Consider the following 15,949-nt stretch of genomic DNA (forward strand, 5'->3'; position numbering starts at 1 on the left):
TAAACCAAGGGGGATTCATCCATGTCAAATGTTATTAATATCACAGATAAGTTTTCAAAAGATTTACCGTCCATTCAAATTGGCGATAAGTTGTATCCGGTCAATAACGGTATTTCAGCCATGTTGGCGTTTGAAGAAGCGGCAACGGGTGGGATTGCTGGCATCCTGAAAGCACTGGAAGGCGCGTTTGGCAAAAAGGCATATAAGGAAATGGATGTCGAGGGCATGAGCATGGGGAATATCATGGTTCTGGCATCGGCAGTTCTTGCGGCGATGATGAACATCACCTATGAGGAAGCGAATGCGCGATTTCAGCGGGAAGTCCAGTCCTGATGGATGGTATGACTTGTACGAAGATTGGGGGCTAATTGAATCCAGTCTTGCCAAGCAATATGGAATCCGCATACGCCAACACGGGGATATGCCTTGGGAAGAGTTTTGTATCTTAGTCGGGGGTCTGATGCCGGATACACCGCTGGGAAGCATAGTATCGATCCGTGCAGAGCAAGATCCCAAGACCATTAAGGGGTTCAACGCAGATCAGCGCCGCATCTATAACGATTGGCGTAAACGTCAGGCAGTCAAACAGTTGGACAACCCTGTTAAGTTGGATCACCAGATGAAGAATCTGGAAGCCGCAATAGCTCGGGCTTTTGGGGGTGAGTAGATGTCAAGCGCAGGCCGCGTAGATTTAGACTTGGGCTTGAACTACGGAGCCTTTCAACAGCAGCTCAACGGTATTTCCAGTACAGCCACGAATATGGTTGGCGGGGCCTTTAAGAAGCTGGGCGGGATCGTTGCCGCTGCCTTTGCTGTCAATAGCTTAAAAGAGTTTGGTAAGGAAGCCATTAACCTGGCATCCGACTTGGCAGAGGTCCAGAACGTGGTTAACGTCACGTTCGGATCAATGACAAACCAGATTAACAACTGGTCATCGAACCTGATTGAGTCTTTCGGTTTGTCCGAGTTGTCCGGTAAACGATATGCATCCACCATGGGTGCCATGCTCAAGTCGTCAGGTATTACAGGAGAAGCCATGAAACAGATGTCTGTCAAGTTGACGGAATTATCTGCTGACATGGCTTCTTTTTATAACATCACGAATGACGAAGCGTATTATAAAGTATTTAGCGGTATGGTCGGTGAGACTGAGCCATTGAAACAATTGGGCGTTAACATGTCCGTGGTCAACATGGAAGCATACGCCATGTCACAAGGCATCACAAAGTCCTGGTTAGCCATGACGCAATCAGAACAGGCCATGCTTCGGTATGGCTATTTGTTACAAGTAACGGCTGATGCTCAGGGTGACTTTGCTCGTAACGGCCAATCATGGGCGAACCAAGTCCGTATGATGTCGGAACAGTGGAACATCTTCAAGGGCACGATGGGTGCGGGATTCATTAACATTCTGACGCCGATCCTAAAAGGGCTCAATTGGATCATAGCCAAGTTACAGGTTGCAGCAGCCTATTTTAAGGCATTCACAGAATTGGTCTTTGGTGACGCTGTGAACGCTGGTGGAGCTGGAATAACCGTGGCTACCGATGCCATGGGCGGCATGGGTGATGCAGCGGCTGCCGCAGCTCCTGCCGTCGAGGATACGGGTAAAGCGGCTGAGAAAGCAGGCAAGAAGGCGAAGAAAGCCGGAAAAGACATGAAGGGCAGCCTGGCCGGATTCGATCAGCTCAATACGCTGGCACAATCGGCAGCTTCTGCTTTGGATGATGCAGGGTCAAAAGCTGCAGGAGCTGGCAAAGGAATTGGCGGCTTAGGCAGTATGGCCGGGTTTGGTGACCTGGACTTGGGTACGCCTTCAATTGACGTCGATCCGACCAAACAACAGGTTGCGGCGTTCCTGGAAGATATCAAATCCCGATTCTCAAAAGCTTGGGCGTATATCTCTTCCGGTTGGGGTGAGATGCGGCCAGCATTGCAACCATTCATTGACATGATGGTTCCGATACGTCAATCCATTTCAAACATGGGCAAGACGTTTTTGGATCTGAAAGACAAGGTTCTGGTTCCGGTAGCTAAATACATTCTTGGTGACTTTATTCCTACCATCGTTACCGGATTCGTGAAATCGTTCGCTCCAGTCATTGCTAAACAAATTGTCTGGGCGTTTGACTTCTTTGACCGGACATTCCGGAATTCTACTGACCAATCTATTAAGCTGTGGGACACGGTATGGCTGCCTAGTCTGGAAAAGGCTAAGAACGCATTTGTAACAAACATGCCTCTTATTGCAGCATCCTTGCAAAGCTTGCTGGATGGGACGCTTAACCCGTTTACAGACTTCATCATCAATGATTTTGCTATTCCCGTATCAACAACTATGGCCGAGACGTTCGTACCCATCTTCACGGATACACTTGTCTGGGCTATTGATACCTTCGCTAAGACATTTGAAAACGCCGTTAACCACATCAATGATCTGTGGGACGGGACATTACTCCCGTCATTGGAGAAATTCCGGGATATGTTCCTGGATGTCATTCCGCAGATCGGTGATTCATTTGACAAGTTGCTGAATGGAACGATTAAACCATTTGTGGATTACGCTTTGAATGAATTCATTATCCCGATTGCTTCCAAGATCACAGAGACGCTGGTCCCGATCTTTACAGACGTTTTGGTGAAAGCATTTGAGGAAGCGGCCAAAACATTCAAATGGGCCGTGGACATGATCAATGACATCTATAACACGGTGTTGAAACCCGTGTTTGAATTGATCAAGAAAATTGTCTTGGACACGCTCCAGATCGTTAAGGACCTTTGGGCGAAGTATGGAAAGGATATCCTTGACAAGATATCTGAGATGATGGAGAACACACGAAAGCTGTTCCAGAAGCTGTGGGACGACGTGCTGAAACCGATCATAGAGCCTTTCTTGAAGAAGCTGAATGAAATCTGGGACGGTACTTTGAAGGGGATCATTAAGCAAGTCGGGGAAGTTGTGATGAAGCTGGTAGCGGCGGCATTGGATATCTACAACAAGTTTATTGTGCCGTTAATCAGCTACATTATAGACAAACTGGCTCCAAGCTTTACGAAGGGCTTCAATATCGTATTGAACATTGTCACCACGGTCGTACAAAGCGTAGGTGACATTATCAAAGGGTTGCTGAAAACACTTGGCGGGATCATTGATTTTGTTGCAGGCGTATTTACGGGTGATTGGAAGAAAGCTTGGACAGGCGTTAAAGACATCTTTGGCGGCATATTCGATTCATTATATGGACTGGTCAAGGCGCCGCTTAATCTAATTATTGCCGGGATTAACAAGGTTATAGACGGCTTTAATAGCTTGAGTGTGAGCATTCCGGAATTCGAGATATTTGGGCAGAAAGTTGGCGGGGGCAATGTTGGCCTTCCGAATATCCCACGGATTCCAAAACTGGCTAAAGGCGGTTTGGCTTACGGGCCTACACTTGCTATGGTCGGGGATAACCGGGGCGCTTCCGTTGACCCGGAAGTTGTGTCACCGCTGTCCAAGTTGCAAGATATGATTTCCGGGAATAATCAGCCAATGGTGGAAGTGCTTTTGCTGATCTTGGATGCCCTACGGAACAACGACAAACAGACCGTCATACAGCTCAATGGTACCGAACTGGGGCGAGCTGCCGTGAGTGCCATAAACGACATCACAAGGCGTACAGGCCGTTCGCCATTAACGACATAGGAGGGATGACATTTGGAAATCAAAATTAACGGTCAAGAAATTGCTGCTTATCCCTCCACGTATCAGGTGACGGTGCTTGACTTGGATGACGCTAATTCATCCGTTCGTACAGCAAATGGTACCTTGAACCGGGACCGGATAGCAGTCAAACGGCAGATCGACATGGCTTGGGGGATGCTGACATGGGCTGAAATGTCCTCCATTCTACAAGCCATGTCCAATGTGTTTTTTGATTTTACCTACCCAGACCCACAAACTGGCAAGCACGAAACGAAGCGGATGTATGTCGGCAATCGGCCTGCACCGTTCAGTGTGATGAGTGGCGGCGTCATGTACTGGAACGGACTCAAATTGACGCTGACAGAGAGGTGATCGGATGTATCCAATATCGCCGCTCTACACAGATTATTTAAGACGGCCCGACCGGGAATTTATCGTCAAGGCTCTGGTACAGTCGGAGGAATATGATAGCAGCAAAATTGTGGACTTTAGTATTGAAAATAGCTTGAGCCTGAACAATGGCTTTGAGATCGGAACGGCCATTCCGAGCAAACTTACGATCAGGTTGCGAACGAATGAAGTCATCCCAGCGAATGCCCGAATCGTGCCGTACCTGTCCTTATCCATGGCGGGTATGACTTGGCTACAGGCTCAGTACCCTTGGCAGGATATGCATGTGTCTTGGACAGGTGACGGAACGGACTGGCTGCCGCTGGGAGAGTTCTTTGTTGATGGCCGGGAGAAGATCAATGACGTATGGACCTTCACCTGTTATGACAAGCTGGTCTTTGCGGATGTGGCCTACATTTCATCATTGACTTATCCGACCACGCAACGTGCCGTGTTCAACGAAATTTGCAACCGGCTGGGCTGGACGTATGACAGCAGCGTGGTGATCAATCCAGCGTATCAGATACAGGCAGGGCCAGCGGGGTACAGTATGCGTCAGGTGCTGTCTTATATCGCTTCTGCCAATAGCGCCAGCATTTACATCGACAAGGCGGGCACCGTGAAATTCAAACGGTTCACGGCTGCCGATACTCCAGTGTTCGATATGACCACGGCTGATTACGTACAGGTGAAGCAAACCAATCCAGTGAAGACATACACCCGAGTTGTGGTCACCTACAACACCGAAGATGAATTGCAGTACGAAGCCGGGACGGGTGATGATAACCATACACTGTATGTGGAAAATCCCTTTGCTACTCAGGCGGTCACAAACGGCCTTCTAGCAGCTTTGAACGGGTTCTCCTATCTGCCACTCACTATGGACGCGAGGGGCTTCCCGCAGCTTGAACAGGGTGACGTCATCGGGTTTGAACAGCAGGAAGGGACAACCTGGGACGAGACGGTATCGACCTGGCAGGATACACACATACCGTGGGACGGTATCATGCGGTACAAGACGGTCATCCTTCATCAAGTGTTCAACTTTGCTGGTGGTCTACGGATGACGCTGGAAGCACCTTCTGTTTCTGAGCAGCAGAGTGAGTTTGTGGTCGATGGCACGTTAACAACGGCCGTGAACAACCTCAACAAAACGGCGGTCAAAGAAGGCAAGTCCTATTATGGAGCAACCATTACCCGAACCGAGGGACTGACGATTGAACGTGAGGACCATGCCAGCAAAGTCATTCTGAACAGTGATAAGATGTCGTTCCAGGCTGACGGGCAAGATGCCATTTATTTCGATATCCCAAGCAGACGCTATAAGTTTAACGGGACGCTAGAAGCCACGGATGGGGTCTTTACCGGAACGCTCCAAGGCGTTGACGGAACCTTTATGGGTAACCTCAGTGCTGCTGGGGGTACTTTTAAGGGTAATCTGCAAGCAGTAGGCGGGACGTTTACCGGAACGCTGGTCGGGGTGGATGGTACATTCTCAGGTACACTTCAGGCAGCTACGATAAACGGGGGTACAATCAATGGATCTACCATCATCGGTTCAGTCCTGAAGACGGCTAATAGAGGAAGGCGCATCGAGATTGATTCGGCTGGTTTCCGGTCCTATGATTCCAATGGGCGAAACCGTGTACAAATTGCCACTTCAACCGATTCTTCGGTAGCTGCGGTAGTTTGGAGAGATACCAACGGGTCATCCGTGGGAGAGATCAACTCCTATGAATCTAGTGGGCAGTTGACAATATTCAGCAATAATCTATGGCTTGGATCTAATAGCAATGCAAACCCAATTCGCCTGCAAGGTGCTACCACATTCGGCGGAAGCGCTACGTTCAGAACAGGATTTGTGTATGGGATTGGCATATCAGACATTTCAGGATTACAATCCCAGCTCACATCATTGCAGACTCAAATTTCAAGTTTGTTATCTTCGTTTAATACTCATAGGCATTCTGTTACCGTTCCAAATCATAATCACGGGAACACTGCTAACCAAACATCTGGAGGCGGAACCTTCCAATCTACTACTCCGTAATGTATCATAATAGGTAAATTGCACCATTATGGAGGTAGTGTTTATGAAAAAAATCGCATACATTGCTGGCGGTATTCTGATTGGTTTTGTTTTTTCGACAACAACGGGGGCTTTTGCCGATCAGATAAAAAGTTTAGTAGGAAAGAAAGTGACAGGAGAGTACACCGTTATTGTTGATGGTAAATCTCTATCAGATAAAGGCGCTATAATTGATAGCAAGGCTAACGTCCCCGTTCGGGCCTTATCTCAAGCGTTAGGAGCTGATGTCCAAGTGTCGGGTAAAACGATAACAATTACTTCCACAGATTCTGATACATCTGGATCAGGAACAACAGTTTCGTCTTCTAATACTTATTCAAGTAAGTCTAAGGAATATCTTGAATCGATGAAGAGTGAATACAACAATAAAATTTTGCCTCCTTTGTTAGAGGGACGCGATAAAGTAGCCGCTGCACTTGAAGAAGTCAAAAGCACAGGAAATAAAGATTCAATTGCACAGGCTGAACAAAGACTTGCTGAATATCAAAAATTGGTGGACGATGCACAAGTTGAACTGAAGCTGATCGACGAGGCATTGGCTGCAATTAAATAGCCTATTTGGCGTAAAGCGACAAATAATACCAAAATAACACTTAACACATTCGGTTATGCATGGTACTATATTCCTATAAATTAGGAATATAGTGGGGGTTATGGTGTGAACAAGAAGCCATGGTACAAAAAATGGTGGGTATGGTTGATTATTATTTTCGTTGTAGGTGTGTTTGGATCAAACATGCAAGACAATGAGGCAAAGCCTGTCACTGCTGAAGCGAAGAAGACCTCGTCTACTTCAACATCTGAGAAGAAAGAGGCTGTTAAGGAAGAGACTGTTAAAGAAGAGCCGAAAGAACTTGCAATTACAGAGATCGGCACAGGAATTCAAACCAAGAATTTTAAGGTTTCTGTAGAAAGTTTGTCCAAACCAAAAAGCGATAATATGTTTGTTAATCCTGAAGAAGGAAATGAATTCGTTTCAGTAGGTTTGTTAATTGAGAACATTTCTAAAAAAGACTACACGATTAGTTCAATGATCATGTTCGATGCTTATCAAGATGGATTTTCTATTAATGAAGACATAACAGGACATGCTTTAAAAGGTTCGGAAAAGACGATGGATGGTGCTCTGGCAGCAGGTAAAAAAATCAGAGGTACTCTGGTTTACCAGGTACCGAAAGATTGGAAGGAACTTGAAGTTAATGTTGATCTCACAAAGTTAAGTTTTAGTAACGATGGTGAGGTAAAGATAGTTTTGCCAAATAAATAGTTCTAATGAGAGTCCATATGCATGGGCTCTTTTTTGTTGCCTAAAAAGGAGATGGACTGCATGATCGTAAATGGTGTCACCTATAAAAAACCACTGGCATGCTGCGAATTTTGCGGCACGCCTGTTTTTGTATTGCATAAAGACGTTCAGGCATATGAACAGATTCCGGAAAGTATTTTGAAATCCAAAGGGATTCCACCGCAGGCTGATCCACTCGCTGATCAAGAGCCGGGCTGTGCTACTTGCGGGGAGCGGTGGACAGAATCTGACTTAACATTGAGGGACGGGGATGTGAATGAGAATTAAAAAAGTATTGGAATTGTCCGTGGACGTGACTGACATTTTTCGCGAGAGTCCATTGGTGATCCGCGCCATGTTGGAGACATTGCCCACGATGGATTCTCAGGTTGCATTCCTTCGGGCAATCCGACAGGACGTTGATACGCTATTGAAAGGAGCTGAGACAGATGGCAAACAGGTATGCGAACCTGGTCGGAACGAAAAAGATCAATGAGGATTTTAATAACATTAATATCGGCTTTGATAGGGTCCAGGCAGAAATGGACACCAAAGGTACGCCAGCAGATGCCCAAGCTAAAGCGGACGCTGCCAAGGCGGCTGCTATTGCTGCCGCAGCGGAAGCCCTGGCAGCGCACAAGGCACGCGGAGCCGATGAGCATCCCACAGCAAAGGGGAACGCTGCTGGTTTCATGTCGGCTGCTGACAAACTGAAATCGGACGCCAGTACCAGCGCCGCAACCCCGGACACGCTCATGCAACGTGACGCAGCAGGCCGCGCCAAGGTGACGGCTCCAGCCGCAGCCGATGACATTGCCCGGAAGGCAGAGACAGACGCCGTACAAACGAATCTGGACAGTCATGCAGCGGATACAGATATCCACGTTACTGCGGATGACCATGACAAGCTGGATGGAATTGCTGCAGGAGCTGAGGTCAATCAAAACGCATTTGCCAAGGTGAATGACGTGGAAGCTTCCAGCAAGTCTGATACGCTGCAACTGACAGGCGGTACCGGGATCACGGTTACAACTGATCCGGCCACTAAACGGGTGACGGTAACTGCAACAGGAACGGCCACTCCTGGAGCCCATGCGACATCCCACGTTACTGGTGGATCAGACGTTATTCCTGACGCCGTGACAGGTGGAGCCAGTGGCCTGATGAGTGGAGCCGATGCCAAGTTTGTCCGGGAAGATGGCGAAAGCAAATCAGGAGCGCAGACAAAGGCTGACGCGGCAGAGACAGCAGCCAAAGCGTATACCGATGGGCAAATTGAAGGGATTGCGGATAGACTGGATACTCCTGAACGATCAGCTATTACACTGCAACCAGGTATCCAAGTTGTTCAAGCAGATCAGGATTCGCCATTTTCGCTGACGGGTCTGCAAGGTCGGACAGTGATTAACTACCAAAGTCAGATCGGTATCTATGGGGTGCTTAACCCGTATGTGATCCGATATGGGGCGAATCTGTTACCGCCGTTTTATGAATGGGGTGACGCGGCATTAGCTGGGTCAAATACTTTTGATAACCCGTACCAACTAAAAATGGTTAAAGCCTCAGGTGTAGTAGGATTTAATACTTTGGCTTGTAAAGTGAACGCTGCATCCCTAACTGATTATACGCTGGCTATTACGGTGGATATGTCAGGGATAGGGGGGACTATATCAGCCGGAGCTTACTGGAATGCAGGAGCTTACGCGGAAGACGGAACTTTAATAGAGGACTTTACGCAAGGCCCATTCGTCACAACCAACGGGACAAAAACGATGGTTCGAAGTTTCAAATCCCCTGCAAATACGAAGTATGTTCGTTTAGTCTTGGGATTGGATAACGGGACGACAGGGACAGCAGTCTTTAGAGATGTGACCTTGAACGTCGGTACTTCCGCTAAACCATTCAAGCCACGCCAAGACGCCATGCTTGCCTTGCAAACAGAGCTACATGCCAATCCAAATACAGGAGCTATCCCGGATACGGTTTTTGAGCGAGATGGGCAGTATTTCAGGTTGGCGAAGTGGAAGAAATTAACGTTGGATGGTAATAGGACATGGGTAATTGGCGAGGCTGGTGGATCTGCTGGGCTAAAACAGGTAAAGGCTTCAGGTCTAGCACCGAATGCAGTAGCTGGGAGCGGAATCGGTACAAAATTTGACGGTAAGTTATTGGCCCAAGGAAGCACGGGCAACACGCCTGATACAAACGCAGTCACAGCAGCAGGGGATGTATATATTTCTATTCCAAGTACCGACAGTGGGTGGGGAGACAATTATACAAATTTAACCACTGATGAGATTAAGGCGTATTTCATGGGCTGGACTATGAGTATCAATGGGCAACCGAGATACACGCCCTACAACGGATCTGGTACAAAAGTTTGGATTAAGACCACTATGATAAAAAACTTAAGTACTCCCATGGTTGCTGGAAGTGATTACACAACTACCTTGCCTACGTTCGTTGCAGGCCAAGATAGCGCAGGGTTATCGTATCCTCCATATCAACTTCTATACCAGCTTGCAACGCCAGTCGTGGAGCCGATCACGTCTGAGGGACAATTGACGTTTGTTGAGGGAGCTAATCAAGTCGAGGTTGGTACAGGTATTGTGTTACGTGAGAGCGCCAAGCCTCAAATAAGTGATTATGGGACGTACATCAACTCAGCTTTTCCGGGTTTCGAGCAAACAAAATTAAAGTATCGGACAAGCAAAATTCTCACTCTATTTAAAAACGGAAAATTTGATCCTTCTTGGGTAAGGAATACGTTAGATGCATACGGACTAGAGCGAGCGGTGCTATCCGCCTACGAACCATCAGCCGCCTACAGCGTCACATACCTGATGTTGGATAAATATCCTGCTGTGGACTTCGCTGGAACGTATGCCGAGAATGAAAAGGCTCTGCTACTGGATGCCGTTAAATCCATTCAGGAGAACACGACACGGATATCGGTGCTGGAGTCGAAAAAGGCAGAGAAGGATAGTCCTGCGTGGATTACGCCTACGTTGGTAAATGGGTGGATACAATATCCCGGTTATCCAACTGCACAATATGTTAAGGATTCAAGCGAATATGTACACATTAGAGGATTGATTAAAGGCGGAGTTAGGGATGCAGGTAAGAGATTGTTTGTCTTGCCCGAAGGATTTCGCCCAAAAACAAGACGGATATTTAATGTACTTTCCTTCGGAACCACCACTCCGATAGGTACGACAGTCGAAATAACAGAAGACGGAAACGTATACTTAGGAACGAGTGCTTCTGAAACTTGGCTAAACCTCGAAGGCATATCATTTAATATCAATCTATAAAGGAGGGATCATATGAAAGCCGTACCTAAAGTAAATATAGACGGCCTCTATCTGGAGGACGAGTTGGTGGACGATGCCTTTTCTGGTGTCGTCCCTTTTTATGCCGATCCTGAGCCTGTGGTATTTGATCCTGAACAGATCGAGCAGCCAACAGCGCCGGAGGACGAGGGAGAGGTTGAGCCGGAGGTTGCCGGGTACATCGTAGGCGTGCCGGTTCCTACTGGCCTGTTCCTTCCGCGTTTTGATCTGGCAGCCTGGGAGGCATTCAACGAAGATGAGGTGAATGCACGGGCTGAGTATCAAACTCTTTATGATGCTTGGCTTAATCTGCCGGAAGAAGAAAGAGAAGATGCGCCCAAATATGAAGGCCCGGCAATGCCTGAACTGTGGGTTGAAGGATTAAGCCAGGAAGAGATTGACGAACTGACCAAGCCACAGCCAACGGAGCCAACAGAGTTGGATCTGCTTCAGCAGCGACTGCTTGAAGCGGAAGCGGAAAATAAACGTCTGGCTGAAGAAAGTAACGCGAACCAATTGGCCCTCATGGAGCTGCATATGCTCGTTCTAAGTGTGGTATCACCGGATGAGGGTTAAGCTTGCTCGGCTGCTGATCCGTTGGGCTGTGAAACTCATGAGAGGAGGTGACACCATGTTAGCTGTATACGTAATGATGATCCATAAAGGCTTGATCGAATTGGATTCTGTACCAGTTCAAAGCCGTGATAAAGTGGCTGCTGCGCTGGAAGCAGCGGGGATGGACCAAAACGGAAATATCGTGTAACAGGCGTTCCAACTATGGAGCGCTATTTTTGTGCCCTCTGGAGTGGTCAGAGGGCTTTTCTATATTCAGATAGATGGGGGATAGGAAGTTGGAAAACGTGGGGAAATGGGCTTTGGCTGTGGGTAGTTGGTCGGTGTCTTATTTATTTGGGGGTTGGTCCGCTGTGCTTGGGGTGTTATTGGTGTTTGTGATTTTTGATTATTTAACTGGGGTTGCTGCTGGTTGGATGTCGGGGGAGCTCAGAAGCAAAATCGGGATGTTCGGCATCGCTCGTAAGGTATTTATTTTCGCTATGGTTGCGGTGGGTCACTTGGTAGATGGCATCCTGGGTGACGGGCATTTATTCCGTGACACTGTGGCATTCTTTTATATCGCGAATGAGCTGCTGTCCATCACAGAAAATGGTGGGAAAATGGGAGCACCTATCCCGGCTGTAATCAAGCAGGCTATTGAAGTATTGAAAGGCAAAGGCGGCAACGACAAAGATAAAGGAGCTGGTACGAATGTATAAAGTATGGATTGATGCAGGACACGGTGGTAAGGATCCGGGAGCAGTCGCTAACGGTATCCAGGAGAAGGATATCGCACTAAAGGTATCGCTCGGGATCAAGGATCGACTGGAATCGTTATATGAGGATGTGCAGGTGTTACTCTCTAGATCCACGGACGTATTCCTGGAGCTTCGCGATCGGACAACCAAAGCGAACGCTGCCGGTGCAGACATTCTGGTTTCCATCCACTGTAATGCGGGTGGCGGTAAGGGCGGATTTGAGTCCTTCCGGTATACGTCAGCTTCCCAATCTAGTATTAAGCTGCAGGACACGCTGCACAAGGCGATCACGGCCAAACTGGGCGGCACCGATCGTGGGCAGAAGGCGCAGAACCTTCACATGGTCCGTGAATCCAAGATGCCGGCAGTCCTAACAGAAAACCTGTTTGTCGATGTGGCAGCTGACGCGGATCGGTTGAAGCAAGCGAGTGTGATCGATGCAATTATCGATGGCCATGTCCAAGGGATTGCTACATACCTGGGGCTGGCCAAATCGAAGGAGGACAATCCGGTGACACAGGGGAGAGATATTAACGAGCCACGCAAGTGGGCTGAGACGACGTGGAAGGAAGTAACGGATAAAGGATTCTTCGACGGTACACGTCCAGGTGCAACGGTTACACGCGAGGAACTGGGCGCTGTAGTGAGCCGGATGTTGCGCTATGTTGACCAAAAAGGATAATTGTGGTAAATTAAATCAAATCCGATAGCATCGGTAAAAAGGGATCCACTGGCATAATGCTGGTGGGTCCCTTTTTTTTATAGCCAATTCTTTAAGTATATGATTTAATTTAAGTTAAAAGGCTGCAAGCTTACGAATGAGGTGACTATAGATTGGTTGATCATATTGAAGTGGATGCTTTTGTTAAAGTTCTCGGTGATGACACGGGCGGCATGAGTAAGCCTGTACATGTCATTGGTAGTGACGGGAAAGAGTATCTCTTAAAAAATCAGAATGTTTATAATGAAAGTTCAAAAGATTGGGAATACTGGGATTGTATGTTCCTTCAAGAGGTATTAGTTTATAGAATTGCTAAATACCTCGAAATTACAGTACCAGAGTGCGCAATAGCTTCGGTTGATCAGATTTTTATTGATCAGGCACCTTCATTACGATTTACGCATAGATATGTTCCAGGCTACCATTTTGCCAGTAATGTTATTGAAGGTGTTGAAAATAACTTAATGAGTGGTTATTTAAATTTAATGAGTGCTGGGAAGAAATATATGAAGCGTCCATGGAACAACTTTTTCAATAATATTGCAAACAAAGAAGATGTAGCCAAAATTATAGTTCTTGACTTACTTACTGCGAATTTTGATCGTTTTGGAAATACAGGAAACCTTTTGATTGCTTCTACAGACGGAACTAGAAAGGTTTATTGTATTGATCATGGTCATTGTTTTTATGGACCTGCATGGAGAAATATACATAAACAAGACATGATGCGTTCAGTGAATGAGCCTCATTATATCAATGCCTGGGCTAATGCCTTAGTCCAAAATAGTGGATATCCTGTCCCAATGTCAGGCCTTGGAGAAGTATTTAGAGCTCTAGACCAGTTTATTGATGTATCTGATCCAGATAATCACTGCTTTTATAGTGTTGTTCATCTGGTTGAAAACATCACAAGTGAGCAGATCGATTTATGGTTTGAAGGAATGCCTAGTGAGTGGTTCATAGATAGAAATGAACAAATGGCATACTATAAGTTCTTTATTTTGAATAATAAAAATCGTATTAGACAGTATATATCAATAATGGCGAGTCAAGGTGCATTCCACAGTTATCTTGGAGGTGAATTTCAATGGAGCGAAAAGCCTACTGGTACTCAATAATTCAATATTGTCCGAATGAAATCAGAGGAGAGAAAATAAACGTTGGGGTTATGTTACACAATTATACTGAAGGTAAATTGTTCCACTCAATTCTTGACGAAAACACAACAAAAATGAAAAGTTTACTTTACGATGAAATATCAACCAAGGTTTACAAGATTCAAAAAGATGAGGTGGATTTTTATTTCAAACAGATGTATGAAGAATTTGATCTATTTAAACCTAATTTATACGAGAAGAATTATTTATCAAATCTTTTAACGATATTTCCTAAGCAATTCATTTTATCCGAACCAACTTTTTCAATGTCCAGAGATGCTGATCAATTGTTTGATTCACTATTTAAAACATATATAGGCGAGATAACTTCAAAAGAGGTAATAAAAGATATCCCAACTATAAATGTTAAGAATTATACTAAGAGCATTTTCACTGATAATAACTGGATAGGAACAAAAGTTAAATCTAATGTTAAAATTCATCCTATTAAAGACCTACAGAATATGCATTTCCAAGTGGATTTTGTATTTAAAAATGGTATATGGAATCTTATTCAGGCAACGCCTTCAAATACCTCAAATGATAAACTTATTGAGTGGTTCTCAAAAACAAAAACAATGTTGAGCAGTTATCAGAGAGAAAGTGATGTATATTTAATTTACAATAAAGATGATCAAATGAATGAAGATAACACTCTTAGTGACATGGTCACATACTTACAAAAAGAAGATAACAGAGTTAAATTAGCTGAAATCAAATCATCTTCTTTTGAAAACCTATGTCATAAGGTAGAAAAAGAAGCAAAGGACATTACTCAATTTGAATCTGAATTGATTGCGATGTAGCTATGTAAGTAGTAAATAATCTTGGATTATCAAAGAGCCCTGTTAACCTTCAATGGTTCGCAGGGCTCTTTTGGATTATCTGCTTAATTTGTACAGGCAGTACTGATTTAACGAAACACTCTCGGCAGCAGCACGTTCAACCAACTGCCGGTGTAGACTCCTTGGAACCCGCAAATTGAACTTGCCACTGTACTCATCCTCACCAATCGGTTCAGGAATGACGTCATCGTATTCCAGCTTTACTGCCAGGTATCCCTCCATAGCTTCTCGAACACTCTCGTATGCTTCAGCAAAGGTATCTCCATTACTTTGGCACCCATCTAATTCCGCAACAGTTGCGAAGAAATAATCACCGCTCTCGTCTTTAACGGGTCTAATTTGTATCGTATACGGGAGGGCCATGTAGTACGCTAAATCCTTCTTTTGGCTGTGATTTGCCATTAATAATCGGCTAGGATATGATGAGAATTAAGGAAAGGGGAGGTGCTACTCCCCGATCCGGTCCAGTACGTCTTTGACGTATGCCGCCTTTAGTGGTTGTTCCTTTTTGATGGTTATCAAGTCTCCTGCTTGGTTTCGGAAATGGAAGTGTGAGCCGTTGCTTCTCACTAATCCATAACCGTGATGCCGGAGTACCTTGGCAACTTCATCATATTGGATACCACTGGGGCGGTCTTTCATTTTTTGGACCAATTTTTCTATCCTAGCCATGTCTCACCTCCTACATTTATAGTACCATATATAGTACTAATAAATCAAGGCGTATCATACCTATATAATGAAAAGACCCCAGCAATATACTGGGGCCAAGTTGGGGACAATGGGGACGAATTGGGGTCCGAATTCATTTCCAAGCAAAGAAAACAGTCTATTTAATTCCACTAGTATTAGAAAAAACATTGATGTACCAGCATTCTTGAGAATTGATGGAATGCTGTTCTGAGCCCCCAACATCGCTGGCAGCGATGAGGTCAGGGGTTCGATCCCCCTAGGCTCCATATAGCAGTAAAAAAGACACGCCATTTATGGCGTGTTTTTGCATTGAATTGAACGATGCTAATCATCCTTGTGACCTCTCACATAGTTAGGGAGTCACTCGTATAAGCTATTTATAATTGAACGCTAGTATTCTGGAGGAAGCCATAATGTTAAAATAGTCATGCAGAGCCGT

Annotated in this window: 18 protein-coding genes; 16 read left to right on the plus strand and 2 right to left on the minus strand. The window is 45.7% G+C overall.

Annotation, left to right across the window (positions count from 1 at the left end; translation table 11 throughout):
- Positions 1–21 precede the first annotated feature (21 nt).
- The 16 genes from AC3ITG_RS10035 to AC3ITG_RS10110 all read left to right on the plus strand — a co-directional run bounded on the left by AC3ITG_RS10035 (position 22) and on the right by AC3ITG_RS10110 (position 14,778).
- Complete coding sequence (locus AC3ITG_RS10035; RefSeq protein ID WP_489253628.1) at positions 22–333, plus strand: hypothetical protein; 312 nt, start codon at positions 22–24, stop codon at positions 331–333.
- Positions 302–667: a Gp15 family bacteriophage protein gene (locus AC3ITG_RS10040; RefSeq protein WP_489253629.1), complete on the plus strand. Its 366-nt coding sequence runs from the start codon at positions 302–304 to the stop codon at positions 665–667. The genes AC3ITG_RS10035 and AC3ITG_RS10040 overlap by 32 nt, the downstream gene beginning before the upstream one ends.
- A complete protein-coding gene (locus tag AC3ITG_RS10045; RefSeq protein WP_489253630.1) occupies positions 668–3,685 on the plus strand; it encodes a phage tail protein in 3,018 nt (1,005 codons plus the stop codon). It abuts the gene before it with no gap.
- A 12-nt stretch (positions 3,686–3,697) separates the two neighbouring features.
- Positions 3,698–4,057: a DUF6711 family protein gene (locus AC3ITG_RS10050; protein ID WP_489253631.1), complete on the plus strand. Its 360-nt coding sequence runs from the start codon at positions 3,698–3,700 to the stop codon at positions 4,055–4,057.
- Between the two features lie 4 nt (positions 4,058–4,061).
- Positions 4,062–6,125: a bactofilin family protein gene (locus AC3ITG_RS10055; RefSeq protein WP_489253632.1), complete on the plus strand. Its 2,064-nt coding sequence runs from the start codon at positions 4,062–4,064 to the stop codon at positions 6,123–6,125.
- 43 nt (positions 6,126–6,168) lie between these two features.
- Entirely contained in the window at positions 6,169–6,717 is a 549-nt protein-coding gene (locus AC3ITG_RS10060) for a stalk domain-containing protein (RefSeq protein ID WP_489253633.1), read from the plus strand.
- Between the two features lie 105 nt (positions 6,718–6,822).
- A complete protein-coding gene (locus AC3ITG_RS10065; protein WP_489253634.1) occupies positions 6,823–7,431 on the plus strand; it encodes a DUF4352 domain-containing protein in 609 nt (202 codons plus the stop codon).
- A gap of 60 nt (positions 7,432–7,491) precedes the next feature.
- On the plus strand, positions 7,492–7,737 hold the full coding sequence (locus tag AC3ITG_RS10070) for a hypothetical protein (protein ID WP_489253635.1): 246 nt from the start codon (positions 7,492–7,494) through the stop codon (positions 7,735–7,737).
- Positions 7,727–7,945: a hypothetical protein gene (locus tag AC3ITG_RS10075; RefSeq protein ID WP_489253636.1), complete on the plus strand. Its 219-nt coding sequence runs from the start codon at positions 7,727–7,729 to the stop codon at positions 7,943–7,945. Before AC3ITG_RS10070 ends, AC3ITG_RS10075 begins: the two co-directional genes overlap by 11 nt.
- Entirely contained in the window at positions 7,899–10,763 is a 2,865-nt protein-coding gene (locus AC3ITG_RS10080) for a hypothetical protein (RefSeq protein ID WP_489253637.1), read from the plus strand. Before AC3ITG_RS10075 ends, AC3ITG_RS10080 begins: the two co-directional genes overlap by 47 nt.
- Before the next feature lie 12 nt (positions 10,764–10,775).
- Complete coding sequence (locus AC3ITG_RS10085) at positions 10,776–11,357, plus strand: hypothetical protein (protein ID WP_489253638.1); 582 nt, start codon at positions 10,776–10,778, stop codon at positions 11,355–11,357.
- A 55-nt stretch (positions 11,358–11,412) separates the two neighbouring features.
- Positions 11,413–11,544 (plus strand): hypothetical protein, encoded by a 132-nt coding sequence (locus AC3ITG_RS10090; RefSeq protein WP_489253639.1) that lies wholly within the window; start codon positions 11,413–11,415, stop codon positions 11,542–11,544.
- A gap of 73 nt (positions 11,545–11,617) precedes the next feature.
- A complete protein-coding gene (locus AC3ITG_RS10095; RefSeq protein ID WP_489253640.1) occupies positions 11,618–12,055 on the plus strand; it encodes a phage holin family protein in 438 nt (145 codons plus the stop codon).
- Positions 12,048–12,776 carry an N-acetylmuramoyl-L-alanine amidase gene (locus AC3ITG_RS10100; protein WP_489253641.1) on the plus strand — a complete coding sequence of 243 codons (729 nt, stop codon included), beginning with the start codon at positions 12,048–12,050 and terminating at the stop codon, positions 12,774–12,776. The genes AC3ITG_RS10095 and AC3ITG_RS10100 overlap by 8 nt, the downstream gene beginning before the upstream one ends.
- A 152-nt stretch (positions 12,777–12,928) precedes the next feature.
- Entirely contained in the window at positions 12,929–13,933 is a 1,005-nt protein-coding gene (locus AC3ITG_RS10105; protein ID WP_489253642.1) for a HipA family kinase, read from the plus strand.
- Positions 13,903–14,778 carry a DUF3037 domain-containing protein gene (locus tag AC3ITG_RS10110; RefSeq protein ID WP_489253643.1) on the plus strand — a complete coding sequence of 292 codons (876 nt, stop codon included), beginning with the start codon at positions 13,903–13,905 and terminating at the stop codon, positions 14,776–14,778. The genes AC3ITG_RS10105 and AC3ITG_RS10110 overlap by 31 nt, the downstream gene beginning before the upstream one ends.
- A gap of 75 nt (positions 14,779–14,853) precedes the next feature.
- On the opposite strand, the gene AC3ITG_RS10115 is transcribed toward AC3ITG_RS10110, so the two are convergent.
- On the minus strand, positions 14,854–15,180 hold the full coding sequence (locus tag AC3ITG_RS10115) for a type II toxin-antitoxin system HicB family antitoxin (RefSeq protein WP_489253644.1): 327 nt from the start codon (positions 15,178–15,180) through the stop codon (positions 14,854–14,856).
- 84 nt (positions 15,181–15,264) lie between these two features.
- On the minus strand, positions 15,265–15,489 hold the full coding sequence (locus AC3ITG_RS10120) for a type II toxin-antitoxin system HicA family toxin (RefSeq protein WP_076328831.1): 225 nt from the start codon (positions 15,487–15,489) through the stop codon (positions 15,265–15,267).
- Between the last annotated feature and the right edge of the window lie 460 nt (positions 15,490–15,949).

Source organism: Paenibacillus sp. GL_099_B (genome assembly GCF_057835695.1).

What these genes read in the sequence shown, in the direction of transcription:
- AC3ITG_RS10035 (WP_489253628.1), top strand. Translation starts at nt 22, where the DNA reads ATGTCAAATGTTATTAATATCACAGATAAGTTTTCAAAAGATTTACCG.
- AC3ITG_RS10040 (WP_489253629.1), top strand. Translation starts at nt 302, where the DNA reads ATGCGCGATTTCAGCGGGAAGTCCAGTCCTGATGGATGGTATGACTTG.
- AC3ITG_RS10045 (WP_489253630.1), top strand. Translation starts at nt 668, where the DNA reads ATGTCAAGCGCAGGCCGCGTAGATTTAGACTTGGGCTTGAACTACGGA.
- AC3ITG_RS10055 (WP_489253632.1), top strand. Translation starts at nt 4,062, where the DNA reads ATGTATCCAATATCGCCGCTCTACACAGATTATTTAAGACGGCCCGAC.
- AC3ITG_RS10060 (WP_489253633.1), top strand. Translation starts at nt 6,169, where the DNA reads ATGAAAAAAATCGCATACATTGCTGGCGGTATTCTGATTGGTTTTGTT.
- AC3ITG_RS10070 (WP_489253635.1), top strand. Translation starts at nt 7,492, where the DNA reads ATGATCGTAAATGGTGTCACCTATAAAAAACCACTGGCATGCTGCGAA.
- AC3ITG_RS10075 (WP_489253636.1), top strand. Translation starts at nt 7,727, where the DNA reads ATGAGAATTAAAAAAGTATTGGAATTGTCCGTGGACGTGACTGACATT.
- AC3ITG_RS10080 (WP_489253637.1), top strand. Translation starts at nt 7,899, where the DNA reads ATGGCAAACAGGTATGCGAACCTGGTCGGAACGAAAAAGATCAATGAG.
- AC3ITG_RS10085 (WP_489253638.1), top strand. Translation starts at nt 10,776, where the DNA reads ATGAAAGCCGTACCTAAAGTAAATATAGACGGCCTCTATCTGGAGGAC.
- AC3ITG_RS10090 (WP_489253639.1), top strand. Translation starts at nt 11,413, where the DNA reads ATGTTAGCTGTATACGTAATGATGATCCATAAAGGCTTGATCGAATTG.
- AC3ITG_RS10095 (WP_489253640.1), top strand. Translation starts at nt 11,618, where the DNA reads ATGGGGGATAGGAAGTTGGAAAACGTGGGGAAATGGGCTTTGGCTGTG.
- AC3ITG_RS10100 (WP_489253641.1), top strand. Translation starts at nt 12,048, where the DNA reads ATGTATAAAGTATGGATTGATGCAGGACACGGTGGTAAGGATCCGGGA.
- AC3ITG_RS10110 (WP_489253643.1), top strand. Translation starts at nt 13,903, where the DNA reads ATGGAGCGAAAAGCCTACTGGTACTCAATAATTCAATATTGTCCGAAT.
- AC3ITG_RS10115 (WP_489253644.1), bottom strand. Translation starts at nt 15,180, where the DNA reads ATGGCCCTCCCGTATACGATACAAATTAGACCCGTTAAAGACGAGAGC.
- AC3ITG_RS10120 (WP_076328831.1), bottom strand. Translation starts at nt 15,489, where the DNA reads ATGGCTAGGATAGAAAAATTGGTCCAAAAAATGAAAGACCGCCCCAGT.